Origin of the sequence: Peribacillus sp. FSL K6-5616, assembly GCF_038008245.1 — a bacterium.
Classification (GTDB): domain Bacteria; phylum Bacillota; class Bacilli; order Bacillales; family DSM-1321; genus Peribacillus; species Peribacillus frigoritolerans.
In genome coordinates, this window is sequence record NZ_JBBOYT010000001.1 from 1,357,905 (window position 1) to 1,374,333 (window position 16,429).

The 16,429-nt window shown below is 36.3% G+C and carries 13 protein-coding genes and 2 pseudogenes; 7 read left to right on the top strand and 8 right to left on the bottom strand.

Going from position 1 to position 16,429, the window contains the following annotated elements; genetic code table 11:
• Window positions 1-46: 46 nt before the first annotated feature.
• The 4 genes from MHB45_RS06570 to MHB45_RS06585 all read right to left on the bottom strand — a co-directional run bounded on the left by MHB45_RS06570 (window position 47) and on the right by MHB45_RS06585 (window position 3,666).
• Window positions 47-829: a S8 family peptidase gene (locus tag MHB45_RS06570; RefSeq protein WP_072272756.1), complete on the bottom strand. Its 783-nt coding sequence runs from the start codon at window positions 827-829 to the stop codon at window positions 47-49.
• Window positions 830-1,198: 369 nt separating this feature from the next.
• Complete coding sequence (locus MHB45_RS06575) at window positions 1,199-1,390, bottom strand: hypothetical protein (protein ID WP_072272757.1); 192 nt, start codon at window positions 1,388-1,390, stop codon at window positions 1,199-1,201.
• 69 nt (window positions 1,391-1,459) lie between these two features.
• Window positions 1,460-1,705, bottom strand: coding sequence for a hypothetical protein (locus MHB45_RS06580; RefSeq protein ID WP_072272758.1), 246 nt, complete (start codon window positions 1,703-1,705; stop codon window positions 1,460-1,462).
• Between the two features lie 1,283 nt (window positions 1,706-2,988).
• Complete coding sequence (locus tag MHB45_RS06585; RefSeq protein WP_237766601.1) at window positions 2,989-3,666, bottom strand: vanadium-dependent haloperoxidase; 678 nt, start codon at window positions 3,664-3,666, stop codon at window positions 2,989-2,991.
• Between the two features lie 428 nt (window positions 3,667-4,094).
• On the opposite strand from MHB45_RS06585, the gene MHB45_RS06590 reads away from it, so the two are divergent.
• Entirely contained in the window at window positions 4,095-5,327 is a 1,233-nt protein-coding gene (locus MHB45_RS06590) for a serine hydrolase domain-containing protein (protein ID WP_142953072.1), read from the top strand.
• A gap of 310 nt (window positions 5,328-5,637) precedes the next feature.
• On the opposite strand, the gene MHB45_RS06595 is transcribed toward MHB45_RS06590, so the two are convergent.
• Window positions 5,638-6,729 carry a GerAB/ArcD/ProY family transporter gene (locus MHB45_RS06595; protein WP_048680949.1) on the bottom strand — a complete coding sequence of 364 codons (1,092 nt, stop codon included), beginning with the start codon at window positions 6,727-6,729 and terminating at the stop codon, window positions 5,638-5,640.
• Window positions 6,730-7,310: 581 nt separating this feature from the next.
• Here MHB45_RS06595 and MHB45_RS06600 point away from each other — a divergent pair.
• Window positions 7,311-7,802 carry a hypothetical protein gene (locus MHB45_RS06600; RefSeq protein ID WP_340907534.1) on the top strand — a complete coding sequence of 164 codons (492 nt, stop codon included), beginning with the start codon at window positions 7,311-7,313 and terminating at the stop codon, window positions 7,800-7,802.
• Window positions 7,803-8,134: 332 nt separating this feature from the next.
• Entirely contained in the window at window positions 8,135-8,383 is a 249-nt protein-coding gene (locus tag MHB45_RS06605; RefSeq protein ID WP_253349249.1) for a hypothetical protein, read from the top strand.
• Window positions 8,384-8,718: 335 nt separating this feature from the next.
• On the opposite strand, the pseudogene MHB45_RS28235 reads toward MHB45_RS06605, so the two are convergent.
• A pseudogene (locus MHB45_RS28235) lies at window positions 8,719-8,781 on the bottom strand (FMN-binding negative transcriptional regulator); the annotation flags it as partial.
• Window positions 8,782-8,837: 56 nt separating this feature from the next.
• Window positions 8,838-9,740, bottom strand: a complete 903-nt coding sequence (locus tag MHB45_RS06615) for a DMT family transporter (RefSeq protein ID WP_048680964.1) — start codon at window positions 9,738-9,740, stop codon at window positions 8,838-8,840.
• A 161-nt stretch (window positions 9,741-9,901) separates the two neighbouring features.
• Between MHB45_RS06615 and MHB45_RS06620 the strand changes: the two genes are divergently transcribed.
• The 3 genes and pseudogenes from MHB45_RS06620 (at window position 9,902) to MHB45_RS06630 (ending at window position 13,242) form a co-directional block, all read left to right on the top strand.
• Window positions 9,902-11,278: an aminotransferase-like domain-containing protein gene (locus tag MHB45_RS06620; RefSeq protein ID WP_048680966.1), complete on the top strand. Its 1,377-nt coding sequence runs from the start codon at window positions 9,902-9,904 to the stop codon at window positions 11,276-11,278.
• A 252-nt stretch (window positions 11,279-11,530) separates the two neighbouring features.
• Window positions 11,531-12,691: pseudogene (locus MHB45_RS06625) on the top strand (MFS transporter).
• Window positions 12,692-12,927: 236 nt separating this feature from the next.
• Window positions 12,928-13,242 carry an MTH1187 family thiamine-binding protein gene (locus MHB45_RS06630; protein WP_072272759.1) on the top strand — a complete coding sequence of 105 codons (315 nt, stop codon included), beginning with the start codon at window positions 12,928-12,930 and terminating at the stop codon, window positions 13,240-13,242.
• Between the two features lie 323 nt (window positions 13,243-13,565).
• On the opposite strand, the gene MHB45_RS06635 is transcribed toward MHB45_RS06630, so the two are convergent.
• Window positions 13,566-14,018, bottom strand: a complete 453-nt coding sequence (locus tag MHB45_RS06635; protein ID WP_048680977.1) for a hypothetical protein — start codon at window positions 14,016-14,018, stop codon at window positions 13,566-13,568.
• Window positions 14,019-15,265: 1,247 nt separating this feature from the next.
• Here MHB45_RS06635 and MHB45_RS06645 point away from each other — a divergent pair.
• A complete protein-coding gene (locus MHB45_RS06645) occupies window positions 15,266-16,330 on the top strand; it encodes a sulfite oxidase (protein WP_048680987.1) in 1,065 nt (354 codons plus the stop codon).
• The last annotated feature ends 99 nt before the right edge of the window (window positions 16,331-16,429 follow it).

Genomic DNA, 16,429 nt, shown 5'->3' on the forward strand with positions numbered 1-16,429 from the left:
ATTAGTGAAATTTAAGTTAGCCATCGTTTATTTTTAAATCTTCCCTCTATTCTAATAATTTTTCAACATTTATTATTCCATAACCAGTATGTATATCATATCCTTTTTGATTTAAATCTATTACTGAGTTCTTTAAATAAGAATATAAATGAATATTAGAGGATACATCATTTTCTAAATAAAACAATGCTACGGATCTAGTTACAAAAGCTGTTGCAAGACTAGTACCATTATTAACTTGATCCGTATTCTCTATTTCCTGATTCATATATTCACCAGGTCCTACAAAATCTAATTCTTTTCCATACTGGGAGAATTGACTTTTTTCAAAAAAGTTGTTATAAGAACCAACAGATAGGACTTCTTTATATTTTCCAGGATAGCTGACTTTTCCTGTTCCATTATTTCCAGATGCAGCTACAATAATAATATCCCTATCATATGCTTTCTTTATCACTTTATATACAGAAGATATATCCTTGTCAATCTCTAAACTGAGATTAATAATATCAACATTTTCTTTTATGGCCATATTTATTCCATTAACAAATGCATTAATATCTCCATTACCAGTATCACTTAATATTTTAATAGGAATTAATTGAACATTAGGTAAAGTACCAGAGGCAATTATTTTAGATATATGAGTTCCGTGACCATATTTATCTTTAGTATTTTCTTTAAGTGTACATTTTTCAAATGATATACAATCGTAACTTTTAAAAATATTTAAAGAAATTGAACTTTCTTCATGATCAAACCCACTATCCAAAATTGCTATTTTTACTTTGTTTTTTGAGGAATTATTTATTTTTAATGGAAAATTCATCGATTTGTATCCAGACAATAGATTGTTATCTATAGTAAATTTAATTGGATTATCTTTTGATAAAATAAATAATTTTTTAACGTATTTACTTTTTTTTAATAATTCTATTTCTTCTTGATTGTTAAGTTTTATTTTGTATAAGTTGTACTCTGGGCTCGCTTCTTAAATACTTAGTTTGTATTGAATCAATGTGAGCTGTCTCTAAAATATATTCCGGTGTAATAATGTTTTGTTTAGATAAGCTAAATATTAATATTATAAGCATTGTACAAAGTGATAATTTTTTTTTCAAATTGTTTGTCCTCGGTTAAAAGAAATAATACTTTTTATATAAAAAGTAAATGCCATATTAATTTTGAATATGATATCTTAATCTTTTTCTTCTATATTATTTAATTGTGCCGCAATAAAAATTAATAATACGATTATCATTCCTAACATAGCTGCAATACCAGCATGATATCCGGAAAAAACTTCATTTCCTTCAAAAAGGCTAACTATGCCAATGCCACCTATCCCTCCTATTAAAATTAAAAAAATCATTACTACTATTTTCCACATTTTTCCCCACTCCTTTTAAAATTTGATATCCAGTTTTAAAATTAACAATTTTTTCTAAGTAAATAAAGTTTAAAGTGAAAATTTACTCTTAACTAACTCAGTAATATCAATATCATCGTTATAAATCACCTGAACTATATGAAAATCCTTACTAGCTGCAAAGTTACTTTTAATCTGCAGTATCCACTCGCATGCTGCAACTGCAGCTGTCCAATCTGGGTCTTTCTTAAAATCTGAGCTTAAAACAGGGAAGTTCCCACTCTGTAAAAATTTTGTTCCTTTTGAATGTAAGTAAACCTTTATATTTATATTCATTAATTTTGCTCTTCTCGTTTTATTTATTTAATTCAAACTCAATAGTTAGTCCATCTGAACCACCACTAATTGATTCATCATGGGATTCCTTTATTAATTTTTTTATATTAGATTTCATTTACATCATCACTATAAAACATTCTCAAGGTGATTATACATGGTAACAATAAAAAAATGATTACTTATGCTCTTAACCGAATTTTAGTGTATGTATTAAATTCGAAAAGGGAATTAATTTGATAATAAGAGAGGGGCAACGGTCGCTGATGATCGGTGGACCAATAAAAAACAGTAGGTGATCACCCAAATATATTTGACCACCAACTGACCACATAATAATAATTCAAAGGTGAAAAAACTTAATAGAAATTTGTATATTGTTTATATAAAACCTTATTAAATCAACCAATATGAATCAGTCTGAAAAAGGCGAAAGGCAAAGATATGTTCCGTACACAAGTCCACCCATGGGAACGCGAACAATATATGTCCATGTATTAATAGCTCAAATCCTTGGCACCTCTGGTGTCAGGGGTTTTTGTTTGGTGGGCAAATCTAAGTCATATAAATGAAGTAGATATTTGCCCACCATTTACCCACCAAATTCAGCAAAAAAATTTAATCGATTATTCCCTTGGTGTATTCCTCAAACTTGTCTATGTTTTTCTTTTCGAGTTTTTTGTTTATATGTGCGTATACATCAGAAGTTATAGCAACGCTGCCATGACCTAATCTTTTCCTTTGGAAAAGGTAATGAAACTGCATTCGGATTTAGGTTGCAGTACCTTTGTTTGTAGAATAGTTCTTTTTATAGCTCATGTTTAAAACAGAAACTAATGATCTGTCACTTGCTGTAGAAGCAAAGGGTACAAAAAGTGGGCCTGTATTCTCAATATTAGGCTCAGGCATTTCTTTCATTTTTATAGATTACTTGATCAGTTATTTTTTCATAACTTCAAAAGAAAGATAAAAATCTTTTATGTTTTATATTTAGCTCATTCACTCTTTTTTTCCCTTAGATGCAGTTGCGGGAACATTGCCTTTTGTCCAAGGTAAAACCTATAAACATTACTAATATAAAGACCAATTTTCCAAGAACAAAGTGGATGAAAAATTGGTTAGCTATGGAGAGTATATAGTCTTGGTCCACTAACAGGTGCTTTAGCTGAAGGTCGGGGCTGACTTTATGCAGCTCTTTCTTTATTTAACTAAAGGTTCAGGTTAGCACAACCTGAACCTAAAATATTATTGAAGCGTATTTAGATTTTGTGCCCTTAAAAAGCTTACAACACCTCTCCAATTTGTCTGCCTAAACTTAAACCTTCTTTATTATCCACATTAAAATGTACGCCAGCGTACAAACGAGATTGAGCACTTTCTTCCATTATTTTTATTAATTCTGAAGACTCTTGAGGGAAGAAATAACTTAATACTGTCTCTGCACAGCCTGCCACTGTTGCGTGTGCAGAAGGGTAAGCTGGAAAACGAGGGGTAAACAGCACAGTAGACAGATTTCTTCCATATTGATTTGGACGTGCAACATCCCAATGATATTTTAAAAACCATGTGATAACAAAGGTATCATTCATAGCCGCGTGGAAATAACTCTGAATCCTTGCAACACTCGGTGACCCCAGCATATATTTTTCAGCTAAATTGAAAATTAGAGTGGTAATTTTCGCCGTTAATTCACCTGTTCCCCAATATTGTGCGATGCGTATTTGCTGGGAAGTCAATGACTTTAATGTCTCTTCTACAATGAATAACTCTGTTTCCCAATCAATATCAAGTGGATTTTTAACTCGCCAAATGATTCGTTGATGAAAGGGGTCCAGGAAATCATTGTCTCTTCCCCTTGAAATAAAAAACATTGGCCAATTTCCTGCCTCTGGAGAACCTTTAGGTGGGAGACTTTCCCCTGGGTAAGGAAACTCTGTCCATCTTCTATAACTTATTCTCATAAAGACCACCCCCTAATTAATGTTCTCCTTGTTCCTTATGATTAAGTGTAATGAAGTATGACCATATAACTTTTTGATTCCTTATCAGAGGAGAAAGAGTTATACACTTAGATTAAGATGTGTTTTACTTCAATTCCCTGGATGCTCAGGCAGACTTTGCAACTATCGGGGAAGTTATTTGAAGAAAGAATATATATTGACTTCCAGAATATACATATTTAGGTGTTGTGAAGGTAGGAGCTTAAATGGATAGGGGCAGTATTTTCGCTATGCTCGGCTCCAATTAGTAGGCAAGACCACGGTTGTCAAAGAAGATTACTTACGGAAAAGATAAAACCGAGAATAAACGTCCGATGAACATATGGCTCTATCAAAAGCGATTTTGTAGAACAATAGGGCTGATAAAAAGGTGAAGAGAGGGAACCCAAGTGAAAAAGATAAGCAACAACGGCTTCTCTGAAGCAGGACTGCGTAGACTTCGTGAGGTGCTGGCACGGCATGTCGAGTCCGGGAAAATCCCTGGACTCGTCGCCCTGGTCAGCCGGTACGGTGAGACGCATGTCGAAGTGATAGGTACGATGCGCCATGACGGTGGTGCGCCGATGCGCCGGGACACGATCTTCCGGATTGCCTCGACGTCCAAGCCGGTCACGATGGCGGCGGCGATGATCTTGCTCGACGAGTGCAGGCTGAGGCTGGATGACACAGTAGAGCAGTGGCTGCCCGAACTCGCCGACCGGCGGGTGCTGAAGCGGATCGACGGCCCGCTGGACGATACCGTGCCGGCACGGCGGCCGATCACCGTACGGGACCTGCTGACCTCCACGTTCGGGCTCGGCATGGATATAACGTTGCTGGGCACTCCGATTATGGGAGCGATCTTCGAGCAGGGGCTCACGCCCGATCTACCGGAGCCGATGCTCGAGCCGGATGAATGGATGCGCCGCCTGGGCACACTCCCGCTGATGCACCAGCCCGGAGAGCGCTGGCAGTATCATATCAGCAACGATCTACTCGGCGTGCTCGTCGCCAGGGTCACGGGCAAGTCGTTAGAGACGTTTCTGCGCGAACGCATCTTCGAACCCCTGGGCATGAAGGACACCGGTTTCCACGTGCCCGCCGACAAGATTGACCGGCTGCCGCCCCTCTACGCCCCTGACCCGCAGACAGGGGAGTTCATCGTGTGGGACGAGGCAAAGGGGGGACGCCACAGCCAGCCTCCGGCGTTCCAGAGCGGCGGAGGCGGACTTTCATCCACCGTCGACGACTACCACGCCTACTTCCAGATGCTGCTGAATCATGGGATGCATGGGACAGAACGGATTCTGTCCCGGCCCGCTGTTCAGCTGATGACCACCAACCGCCTCACGCACGAGCAACAAGCTGCGCGAAACGCCATGGCCAGCAACAACGTCCATGTGTCATTCGGCCAAGGGCAACACGGCGGGTGGGGCTTCGGGATGGCAGTGCGCACTTACCGTGGTGACTACGCTTCCATCGGCCAGTTCGGCTGGGACGGTGGAGCCGGCACCACGACATACGCCGACCCGGACAAACAGCTCGCCGGAATCCTGCTCACCCAGGTCGGGATGTCCACCCCGGATTCAGCGAGACTTATCCACGACTTCTGGACCATGGTCTACCAGGCAATCGAAGACTGACAACGAGCTCGCCAGGTACGCCCTCTCTCAACCCAAAACACCCAACGGTCAACTCCCTTGCGGCCGATTGGAAGCAAAAGTTGCCTTTGGTACTTAGCTTAGCAAGAGTGTAAATATTGTTCTTAACAATAGGGTGCGTTAGTTCCATAGGATGTACTTAAGAAGACCACTTTTACGTGGTCTTCCTTTTGTTTCCCTAGCCCGAACTTATTTGGTGAAGGAATTGATATTTATCTGATGGGGACAATTTGTGATAGTGAGCTCGTTATAAGAACAGCAGCTACAGGATCACTGGAAATTTCCAACTTTTTCATAACCGGTTCCGCGATTTTTTAATGCTTATGAAAACAAAAAGAAGAGGCAAGTATATAACAATGAAGCATATGCTGTAGGGATTGATTATTTTATTTAATATATATAAGGAATCGATATCATAAAAAAATATATTCACAAGTAGTATGATTATGGACATTCCCCATAAGGGATACTTTTGCTGGACATTGAATAAGCGCTTGACCCCCCTGCTGGCAGCCCACAAAGGAATGACCATATTGGGTATGATAACGATTGTCCACCAAGAAACAGTTATGTATTCAAACCGTTGAATAAAGGGCAACTCAATAATACTGGTCAATGTTAGTGTTGGCCATAGAGTAAGGGTCAATTGTTTCTGTGAATAAAAGATTATCGATACAAAATAAAGTAATAAGCTCAATAACGTAGTGAGCACAACTCCTCCGTGAGCATACTTTTGCGATGTTTCAGCACTTTTGATGAACGGATAATACATAAGTATCATTTCAAATCCAAGCATGGATAATGAAAAACTTTTAGTTCCTTTCATTATTTCGACTAAATCATGATGGAAAATAGGAAGAAAACCGGTGAAATCAGAGTATTTAAAACCATAAAAAGGTACAAATAAAAGCCAGTATGAAACTATTACAGTTAAGAAGGCAATACCCGTAATGGTTCGGAATCCTCCTGTATTTATATAATAAATCAAAATAAGGAAAACCAAAGCAAATGCCCATGAAGGTACCTCTTCAAACATCCAAACATGAATGACATTTATATAGCCGATTATGATCGTCATTCCAAGGACAAAAAAGTAAAGAATAAATAATAGACTGAAGAAATTACCAATCCATTTACCGAATGCATGATTATTAGTGGAGATTATATCTCCAGGAACAATCCTAAATATCTTATAGATTAACCAAATTAATATATGAACAATCAATCCAGCTAGGAGTATGGATAACCAGCCATCGGTTCCCGTCGCTTTAGCCAAATCTCTTTGAAAACTCAATACGCCTAATCCAGTTTGCATGGAATGCACTAAAAAAAACACATAAAATGGCGATACCTTATATTTTTCATTAACACCAGCTTGATTCATGTAGGACCCTCATTTGTATCACTCATATATTTTAATAATCTGGCTTTTATAAGTGAAATCTATTCAAAAAAGATCGATTAAATTATGGATGGAATTTTAGTATGGATCCTTGTCGGTATGTTGAGAGTTTCAGTTACATTTAATGGAAACTATTTGTGTGAGGCATTAGACAAGGAACGGACACATGTGGACGGCAAGGGTCTGGCTTACAATAAGGAATGTGTTTAAGCGTAAGCGGACAAAAAAGGGAAATAGAGAACCGGGATGCCCTTTTCCTAAGGATAGTTGGAAAGTCTTATCCTGGAACAACAGCGGGGTATAATAGATGAGTGATAAAAAGAAATATTAAGCAATAGTGATCTTAATACTTTTCCGGACACGGCTAATAAAAAGGTTGACGATGAACGTTTAGAGAACTATTGTCCTTTGATAATAAGATGACAAACTGTTTGTAAATTTCTTGATGAATGGAAAAAATATATAGAAGGGAACAAAAGCTAATGAAATAAAAACAAGAGAAGAATTTATATATTCCAAAACAAAAACCTGAACTTGTATCAATTCCAGAACAGAAATTTTTTTTGATAAAGGGAAAAGGAAATCCAAATGAGCACGAATTCGCTGAAAAGATAGGTGTTCTTTATTCATTGGCTTATGCGGTCAGAATGATGCCGAAGCAAGGATACACTCCAGCTGGATATTTTGAATATACCGTATATCCATTAGAAGGAATTTGGGATTTAACGGAAGAGGGTAAGAAACTAGATACATTAAATAAAGATGAATTATTATATACGATCATGATTAGACAACCAGATTTTGTAACAAAGGAAATAGTGGACAGAGCATTTGAACATGTAGAAAAAAAGAAACCACATCCATTTCTAAATGATGTAAGGTTCGGTACATTTCAAGATGGTTTATCTGTCCAAATCCTTCATGTTGGTCCATATGATGAACCTCAAAGTTTTAAAGTAATGAATGAATTCATAAAAAATAATAATCTGGAAAAATATTACAACATAGGGAAATATATCTTTCAGATTTTGGGAAAGTTGAACCTTCAAAATTAAAAACAGTTTTGAGATATAAGGTTAAGCCGATAGAATAGCATAAACTCTTAGCTGTTAACATGCATTCATTATTTAATGTAGCAAAGATTGAAGGAGTTTACATAGAGTAAAAGGTGCATTATTACCATAGGATACAATTAGGTAGTCCTTATAAAGTTTTCGATAATATGGTTTTATAGTATGGCTCATAGTTTATATGAGGGTGTAAAAAAGGAACTAACACCATCCTCATTTAACCTATTGAAAAACATTAGCATCGATTATTTTGGGTGCTTTTCTTTGCAGGGAATTGGTCCCTTTTGTCAAATTAGTTAAACAAAGGGGATGAGAAAATGAATGATGATGAGAAAATGAATGATGATGAGAAAATGAATGATGATGAGAAAATCAGTATTTTATTGTCCAATATGACAAACGAATTAGTGTCGAGTAGAGTAAGGGTTAGAGCTATAGTGGAATTACTGGAAGAAAAAGGTCTAATAACCCGTGAAGAGTACGAAAACAGGTTTAAAAAAGTTTTTGAACGAGATGCAATTTCGTATAGAAATGATCTATTGAAAGAAGTCAAAATTGACGAATAAAAAGGAGGAGCATCCAATAATTTGGGTGCTTTTTTATGGCGGTGAGAACGATGAACCATGATAAGAAAAGAAAACGGCTAAGAAGCCAGTGAAGCTAAGTCGCGGGATCTGGAAGACCTAATGAAAATGAAAACTTTTACATATAAGGATTTTACAATACGAGATTTAAGCCTAATGTGAAAAAAGATAGAGCGTTAATCCTTATTTGATCAACACTCCTGTTAGTGCAGTAACATTCTATTATTTCTTTAGATTTGATTTCATTAATAATGAAATCAGTTGCTCATCCGTATTCGAAATTCGTTCAGTTGTTCAACGATTAACTTTTGTCTTTACAATGGATGATTTTGACTTAACTTAGCTTTCCCTTCTATTTTGTTGATTTTTATTTTGAATCCATATTCATGACTGTCGGTCTCTTTCATCTATTGGAATTCGGTTGTTCTAAATGCAGTTAGCTTTTCCCTGATACAGCTACTTTTTTTGTTACGGGAGCATTTTTGCCTAATATGACAGAAAAGACAACAATCACTGCTGTTACAAGAGTGAAAGATGTGATGGATTCATCTAGAAATACTGTTGCAAATAGAATCATCAAAAATGGTTGTAAGTATTGAATCTGACTAACCCTTGCTATCCCGCCCATAGCCATTCCGCTATACCAAGCAACATATGCTAGAAATTGACTAACCACTGCGAGATAAATTAAGCTAACCCAAGCTTGGATAGGGGCATGGAGCATTTCAGTTGTAAGGTTTAGTCCAACTGGAATAATGAAAAATGGAGCACCGATCATTATTGCCCAAGCAATCACTTGCCAGCTGCCTAATTCTTTCGCTAATTTCCCCCCTTCTGCGTAGCTAAGCCCAAGTATGATCACAGCCGTTAGTAAAGCTAAATCGGCAAATTGCAATTGACCGAATCCAAGATGAAGTGCATACATAATGACAGCTAAAGAGCCGATTATACTTGAAATCCAGAATTTGATTGAAGGGATTTCACCTGCTCTAAACATAGCAAATCCAGCTGTTGCTAACGGTAACAGTGCTACTTCCACAGCTCCATGAGAAACAGGCAAGGATTCCATTGCCCAAGAAGTGAGGAGAGGAAATCCTAAAACTGCACCAACAGCAACAATAAGTAGACTTTTGAATTGACTTGGAGAAGGCAGTTTTTCCTTTCGAACGAACAATACCACCGCTACTAAAATAGCAGCAACAACCGTTCTTCCTAAACCGACGACCGTAGTCCCAAAATACTCTACAGCAATACTTGTAGCGGGGAGCGTTAAGCTAAAACAAATGACGCCTGCTAATCCCAACAATAATCCTAATTTCTCCCTGGTTACTCCCTGCATCTTACCCAACCCCAATCTTTATATTTTGTATCACATCTGTACCATTGTTTATTTATCATAAAAAACAGTTTTGCTATAATTAACATACTATGAGTACATACAATAAAAATAAACCCATTTTTTACCCATCTGACCTGGTACAGTTTAAGGAGGATTATGTGATGAACTCAAAATATATTAAGATAATGGAAGACATTAAGCTTCGACTAGCAGGTGGTTCGCTAAATGCAGGCAGTAAACTTCCTTCTGTTCGTCAGTTATCTGAGTATTTTTCATGTAGCAAGAATACGGTCATTAAAGCATACGACGAACTTGAAAAAGAGCATTTAATTTATTCTGTTCCTAAAAGCGGCTACTATGTTGTGAATGATTATCAAAAAGAGGCGGAAGAAAATGGGGTGATTGATTTTTTATCTGCCGGTCCAGATAAAAATGTTATGCCCTATGTAGAATTTCAACATTGTATGAATCAAGCAATTGACCATTATAAAGAAGAGCTTTTTACATACTCTGATCAACAAGGACTTTACCCACTGCGAGTACAGTTGGTGAAATATTTGCAAAATTTACAGGTTTTCACCCAACCAGAAAGATTAGTCGTTGTCTCTGGCTCGCAGCAAGCCCTCCATTTATTAGTTTCTATGCCATTTCCAAATGGGAAAAACAATATTCTAATTGAACAGCCTACTTATTTTGGATTCATCGAGTCCATCAATCTGCATCAAGCCACCACTTTTGGGATCGAATTATCAATGGAAGGAATAGACCTTGATCGACTGGAATACATTTTTCGAAATAATGATATAAAATTTTTCTATATTATCCCGAGATTTCACAATCCACTTGGACATAGTTACACAAATGGCGAAAAGAAAAAAATCGTTGAGTTAGCTGAAAAATACGATGTATATATAGTGGAGGATGATATTTTAGGAGACCTTGATCCAAATCCAAAATCAGATCCTTTATTTTCTTTTGATCCTTCTGGGAGAGTGATTTATATTAAAAGCCTTTCGAAAATTTTTCTCCCAGGGTTAAGGATTGGGACTGTCGTTCTTCCTGCATTAATGATGAACAACTTTTTACGGTATAAATTCAGTTCGGATTTTAATAGTTCAGCACTTTCTCAAGGTGCGCTAGAAATCTATTTAAAAAGCGGTATGTTTAATAGTCATCTCAAAAAAGTAAAAGAGGTATACCGAACTAAAATGCAAATCCTTCAAGATGCATGTGAATTATTGCTGCCGGCTAATACTTCTTTTTCTAAACCGAATTCCGGATTCTATCTTTCCATCAGTTTGCCCGAGCATGTGAAAGCAAAACAGGTGGTTCATATGCTAAACGAGCAGCATATATATGTTGATGATGCCTCCAGAATGTTTTTAGCAGAATATAAAAAGGAAAATCTCGTTCGTTTATGCATCTCTCAAGTGAACGAGAGTCAAATTAAACTAGGGGTAGAGCGATTGGCTCACTGTATTGCTTTACTTGACAGTAGAAAAAAACATAGTACTCCCAATAACTTTTTACTCATTTAGAAAGTGTCGGGTTTTTCCGGTCACAACCTAAATAATCTTAACTTGTCGCTCACTTAATTCCTTCCTATAAAGTTATAAAAAAAAGAACTGCTTGTTTATAAAGGTGGGTTCTGATATGATTGTTTGATAAATTTTTTAAGGGGTTAAGAGAGGGTGAGTCAATTGACTAAAAACCTTAGGCAATTGAAAAATGTTTCGGTGTTCCAAACGCTTCTAACTTAGAAAAATAATTTAGAAGCGAGGAATAATTATATGAAAAATCAAAGAATCTTTAATAAATCATTTCTTTTTTTATTTATAAGCAACTTTTTAGTTTTTATTGGGTTTGAAATGATGCTTCCTATTTTGCCTGCCTATTTGTTAAGCATGAATGCATCTTCCATTCAAGTTGGTCTGGTAACATCATTATTTACGATAGGTGCTGTTTTAATCAGGCCTTTTGTAGGTTACTATTTAATGGATAGCCAGAGGAAAAGTCTGGCCATTTGTGCAAGTGCAGCTTTAATGGTCATTACAATTCTATATCCGTTTCTTAATATGATATGGCTTCTTCTATTGTTAAGGCTTTTCCATGGTGCAGCTTGGGGGGTATCAACCACAGCTAACAGTACAATGGTAGTGGATTTTATTCCTAAGACACGCTTAGGAGAAGGAATAGGGTATTTTTCTATATCCACAACGGTCGGGGCTATCATTGCACCGAGTATAGGTATCCTTATCTATGACTCTTTTTCCTTCGATATTTTGATATGGTCATCAGCAGTATTGAGCTTATTGGCATTACTTGCGCTTCAATTTGTCTATTCACCTACTATTGTAAAGCGTGAGAAGAAGCCATTTCGCTTTTGGGATATGATTTTTGAAAAAGACGTATGGTTCCAAGCGTTACTTACGGTTATTACAACACTAGGTTTTGGGGCTATCATCACATTTTTGGTTCTTTTTGGGAAGCAAAGGGAAGTAGATCATATTTTTCTATTCTTCCTTATCAATGCAACGGTCTCAACTTTACTACGTCCGTTTACCGGAAAATGGTATGACAAAAAAGGACCTTGGTCTATTATCATTATGGCAGCTGTGTTAGGATTCTTTTCACTTGTTATCCTGTCATATATGACAAATGAATCTCAACTTATCATTGCGGCGATTTTATTTGGGGCAGGTTATGGCACCGTTATGCCATGTTTACAAACATGGACTGTTCAAAAGGTATGTGAAGAAAAAAGAGGAGCAGCCAACGCAACCTTTTTTTCCAGTTTTGACGTTGGTGTTGGAGTTAGCGCGTTTGTATTAGGTATTTTAGCAGAATAGATCAGTTTAGAGATGATCTTCAGGTTTGTTAGTCTAAGTTTTATTGTTGTTGCTGTGTTGGTCTATAAGGATTATTTAAATGAAAAGATAAGGCATATCTAAAATAAATCCACCTCTATTTTAATAGAGGTGGATTTGTTTGCTGGTTCTTTTTTATTTGGCCGATTTTATAGTAATTTTCTTGCCAGTAGAAGCGCTTTGTTTCACGAATGGCAAACTTCAAAGCTCCTATCAAATTTCCCAGGTGCGAAGTTTGAGTTATAATAGTAAAAAACATCCGTCTTCTATAGGATGGATGCTTCTTGATTGAAATACATATAAAGGATTGGTGAATAAGAATGGCAATAGTTGATGTAACGGTTATTCCTGTCGGGACACAAACTCCAAGTGTTAGCAGCTATGTGGCGGATATTCAAAGAGTATTAAAGCAATATGAAGATAAGGGGGAAATTCGTTTTCAATTGACACCCATGAATACAATCATTGAAGGCGACCTGCCTAAATTGTTTGAAGTGATCCAAGCGATGCACGAAGTACCTTTTGAAAAAGGTCTTACTAGAGTTTGTACGAATATCCGAATCGATGACCGTCGTGATAAAGAACGCAGGATGGAAGACAAAGTAGAGCGAGTGAAGGGCATGCTTGAGGAATAACAGGCTTTGTAAATAACAGTGGGTAGATAATGATGTTTTCGGAGATATATCCTGAATTTCGTCGATATATTGCTGTTTTCGGAGATATATCCTGAATTTCGTCGATATATTGTAGTTTTTCGAAGATATAATGCTGTTCTTCATAGATATATCCCGAGTTTCGTTAATGATTTTAATTAATGTCAATGTATTAATCGTTTTAAAGCCTTGGTATTACTGATTTATCAGTTCCCAAGGCTTTTTTATTTTTTATTTCATACATTTCCATTTTTATCTTGCTGAGAGATTAGGTAATGATAGATATAAACCGTTATCTGGATAATTTATAAACGTTCGCCATAAAGTTCTTTTTCTTCATTTGGATGAAAAAGAGTGAATCCTTTTGAACAAAACACAAACCTTCTATCTATCTCGAATCCAGCCTTATTCAAAACTTCAACTGTCCCCTGTGAACCAGTGCCAGCATACCCGCAACTACAACCAGAAAGGTGTAACTCATTTCCTTTTTTGTCTATAAGGATAAGATCGCTATCGAGAAAAATATTATCTTTATGAATTTCTTTAGTAATTTTAGCGATTTTAAAACGATCAAAATGATCCTTGACTGCTTCGAATAATGCAATACTCTTATTGGTAATACCGCGGTCTTCACAGTAATCTTTTATGACGAAAACTTCCCGCTCATATGATTTCTTATATAGATGGTACTTTTGGTAAGTGACGTCATTAATTTTACAAATAAGCGGCCTAATATTATCCAGTTTTTGATTAAACATTGCATCCCTCCTAAATAGTTAGTTTATTAAGTTTATTAGGAGAAAAAGAGATTAGTACTAAGAACCTGATAAGAGGCAAATTTTTTTTGTTTTTGATTCTCGTTTGTTTAATTAATAGGAATGAAACGTGATACCTATAAGGCATGAATGAAGCTGTCAGGAAGAAGTGAAAGTGTGAAGTCAAATTAAAAAAAGCACCAAAATAGGTGCTTCCTAGTTATATATCTTCTTAAAATAATGGACAAACATAATATTCATGACAACTTCGACCATAGCATTAATACTTAAATCGATAATATTAGTTTCCTCAAGTGAATGATAAGGAGCAAATAAGACAATGTAAATAGAGCCAATGATAGTTAAAAGTATGGTCCATATGCTGTTATGTAAAAAAAGTGGAATCAGTAAGCCAAAAAAGGGCAAGAAGAAATCTAATTCTTTCCTCATTCTTTTTTTATAAATACCGACTAAAAGATAGATTGCAATCACATTGATAATAAAAAATAAAATTAGATCAATAACATCATATCCATTCATAGATGAAGGGGTATAAACTCCTGACAGTGAAAACACTGTAAGAGCAACTAGTACCCACTAAGTTATCCGATATCTTTTATTTTGTTTGCCAGTTATTATTCCTGCCTGTAACGCCATGACAAGTTTGTTAATATTCCATCTGGAGAACCCATTCAGTACGTAAAGGATTTTAGATTGGTGGAATGAAAGACATTCATATCGACCATATGGAGTCGTCACAAAATTGCAGCAAAAGAAATATGTTTTTATGCCCAACGCTAACAGAAAGCAGTTCTAATTAAATAGTAAAGGCAAGATGCACAAGAATATGACAACCCCCTTTGACATAACATTTAGAAAAAGATAAGGGTGTGACTATTCTGGGTATGAAGAAAAACGACCAAATCGTTATTTATATAATAAAAGGTTCAACAATTAAAAGGTTTTTAATCCTAGATCTAATTATTGGATCAGGAATTTTTTATGTGGTCAAATTCATTTCTTCAAGCATTTTAATAGCGAGTGCGAGCAGTTTTGTTGGAACGGAAGGAATTAAAAAGGCACCGAAAGTACTCAAAAGTGCAATTGGATTAATATCCTAAGGGCATCTGGATCAATGGGATCGGCCGTAGGATTAGTCAAACTGGATTTAAACAGGATGGTGTGTAGGATGAAATGGGCAGTAATGATCGTATACATCTATAATGATTCAAATTAATTAGGAGGGAATCATGACAAAACCTCAAAAAGTGAGACCCTATTTAACTACGCGTAGTTTGCTGCCGGAAAATCAGGAGACACCCATTCAATTCATCAATAATGATAGTGTGGAAAACCAATTATTTTTTAGAAGGAACCACTTTACTTATCCGACACTTTCTTATTCAAACTATTGGCTTCCTATAAATGGAGTAGTATCAGCTCCATTACTGCTGTCCATGCAAGACATTCTTCAATACCCATCCAAAACGGTTGAAGTTGTCCTTGAATGCTCGGGAGACAAGCGTAATCTCTTCGAACCTAAAATATTTGGAGAACAATGGGAAAAGGGGGCCATTAGTCAAGGTAAGTGGAAAGGTGTACCATTACGGACATTACTTGAATTATCTGGCATAGGAGAAGGGGCAAAAGAAGTTGTCGTGGAGGGATATGATTATGGCCTTAGGACCGATCTGGATGAGGTTTACACCTACACGAGGAGTTTGCCTATCGAGAAGGCGCTGCATCAGGATACAATCATTGCATATGAGTATAATAACCAGCCAATTCCTTTTAAACATGGTTATCCATTGAGATTAATCGTTCCGCAGTGGTATGCAATGGCATCTGTTAAGTGGATAAAGCAGATAAGTGTTATTAATACTACTTTCACTGGACCTTTTCAAACCATAGATTATATGTATTATCCAAATAAAGACAATGATCAAAATGCATTTCCGGTCACAGCAATAAATATCAATTCGACTATCCAAAAACCGCTGGATATGGAAAAAATTAATACAGGTGTGCATTTAATCAAAGGGATTGCATGGACAGGAAAAGGAGTTATTACCAAGGTGGAAATTAGTATGGATGATGGAAATACATGGAGTAACGCCGGTATATTACCTGGTAAGAATGTTGGTTATGGATGGGTTAGTTGGTCATTCGAATGGAATATATCAGAAAAAGGTGAGTACACGATTAAATCCAGAGCAACAGATTCATTTGGTCAAATTCAACCTAATTTACCTTTTTGGAATAAGAAAGGTTATGGGTATAATGCCATTGATAAAATTAAGGTTAAGGTAGAATGACTTTAATTTTAATTTAAGGAAATGAAAACGGCTGAAAAAACTTTTGGATTTAGCCAAATAACGGTTTTGAGATATAGAGAAAAAAAGAACTGAATAAGG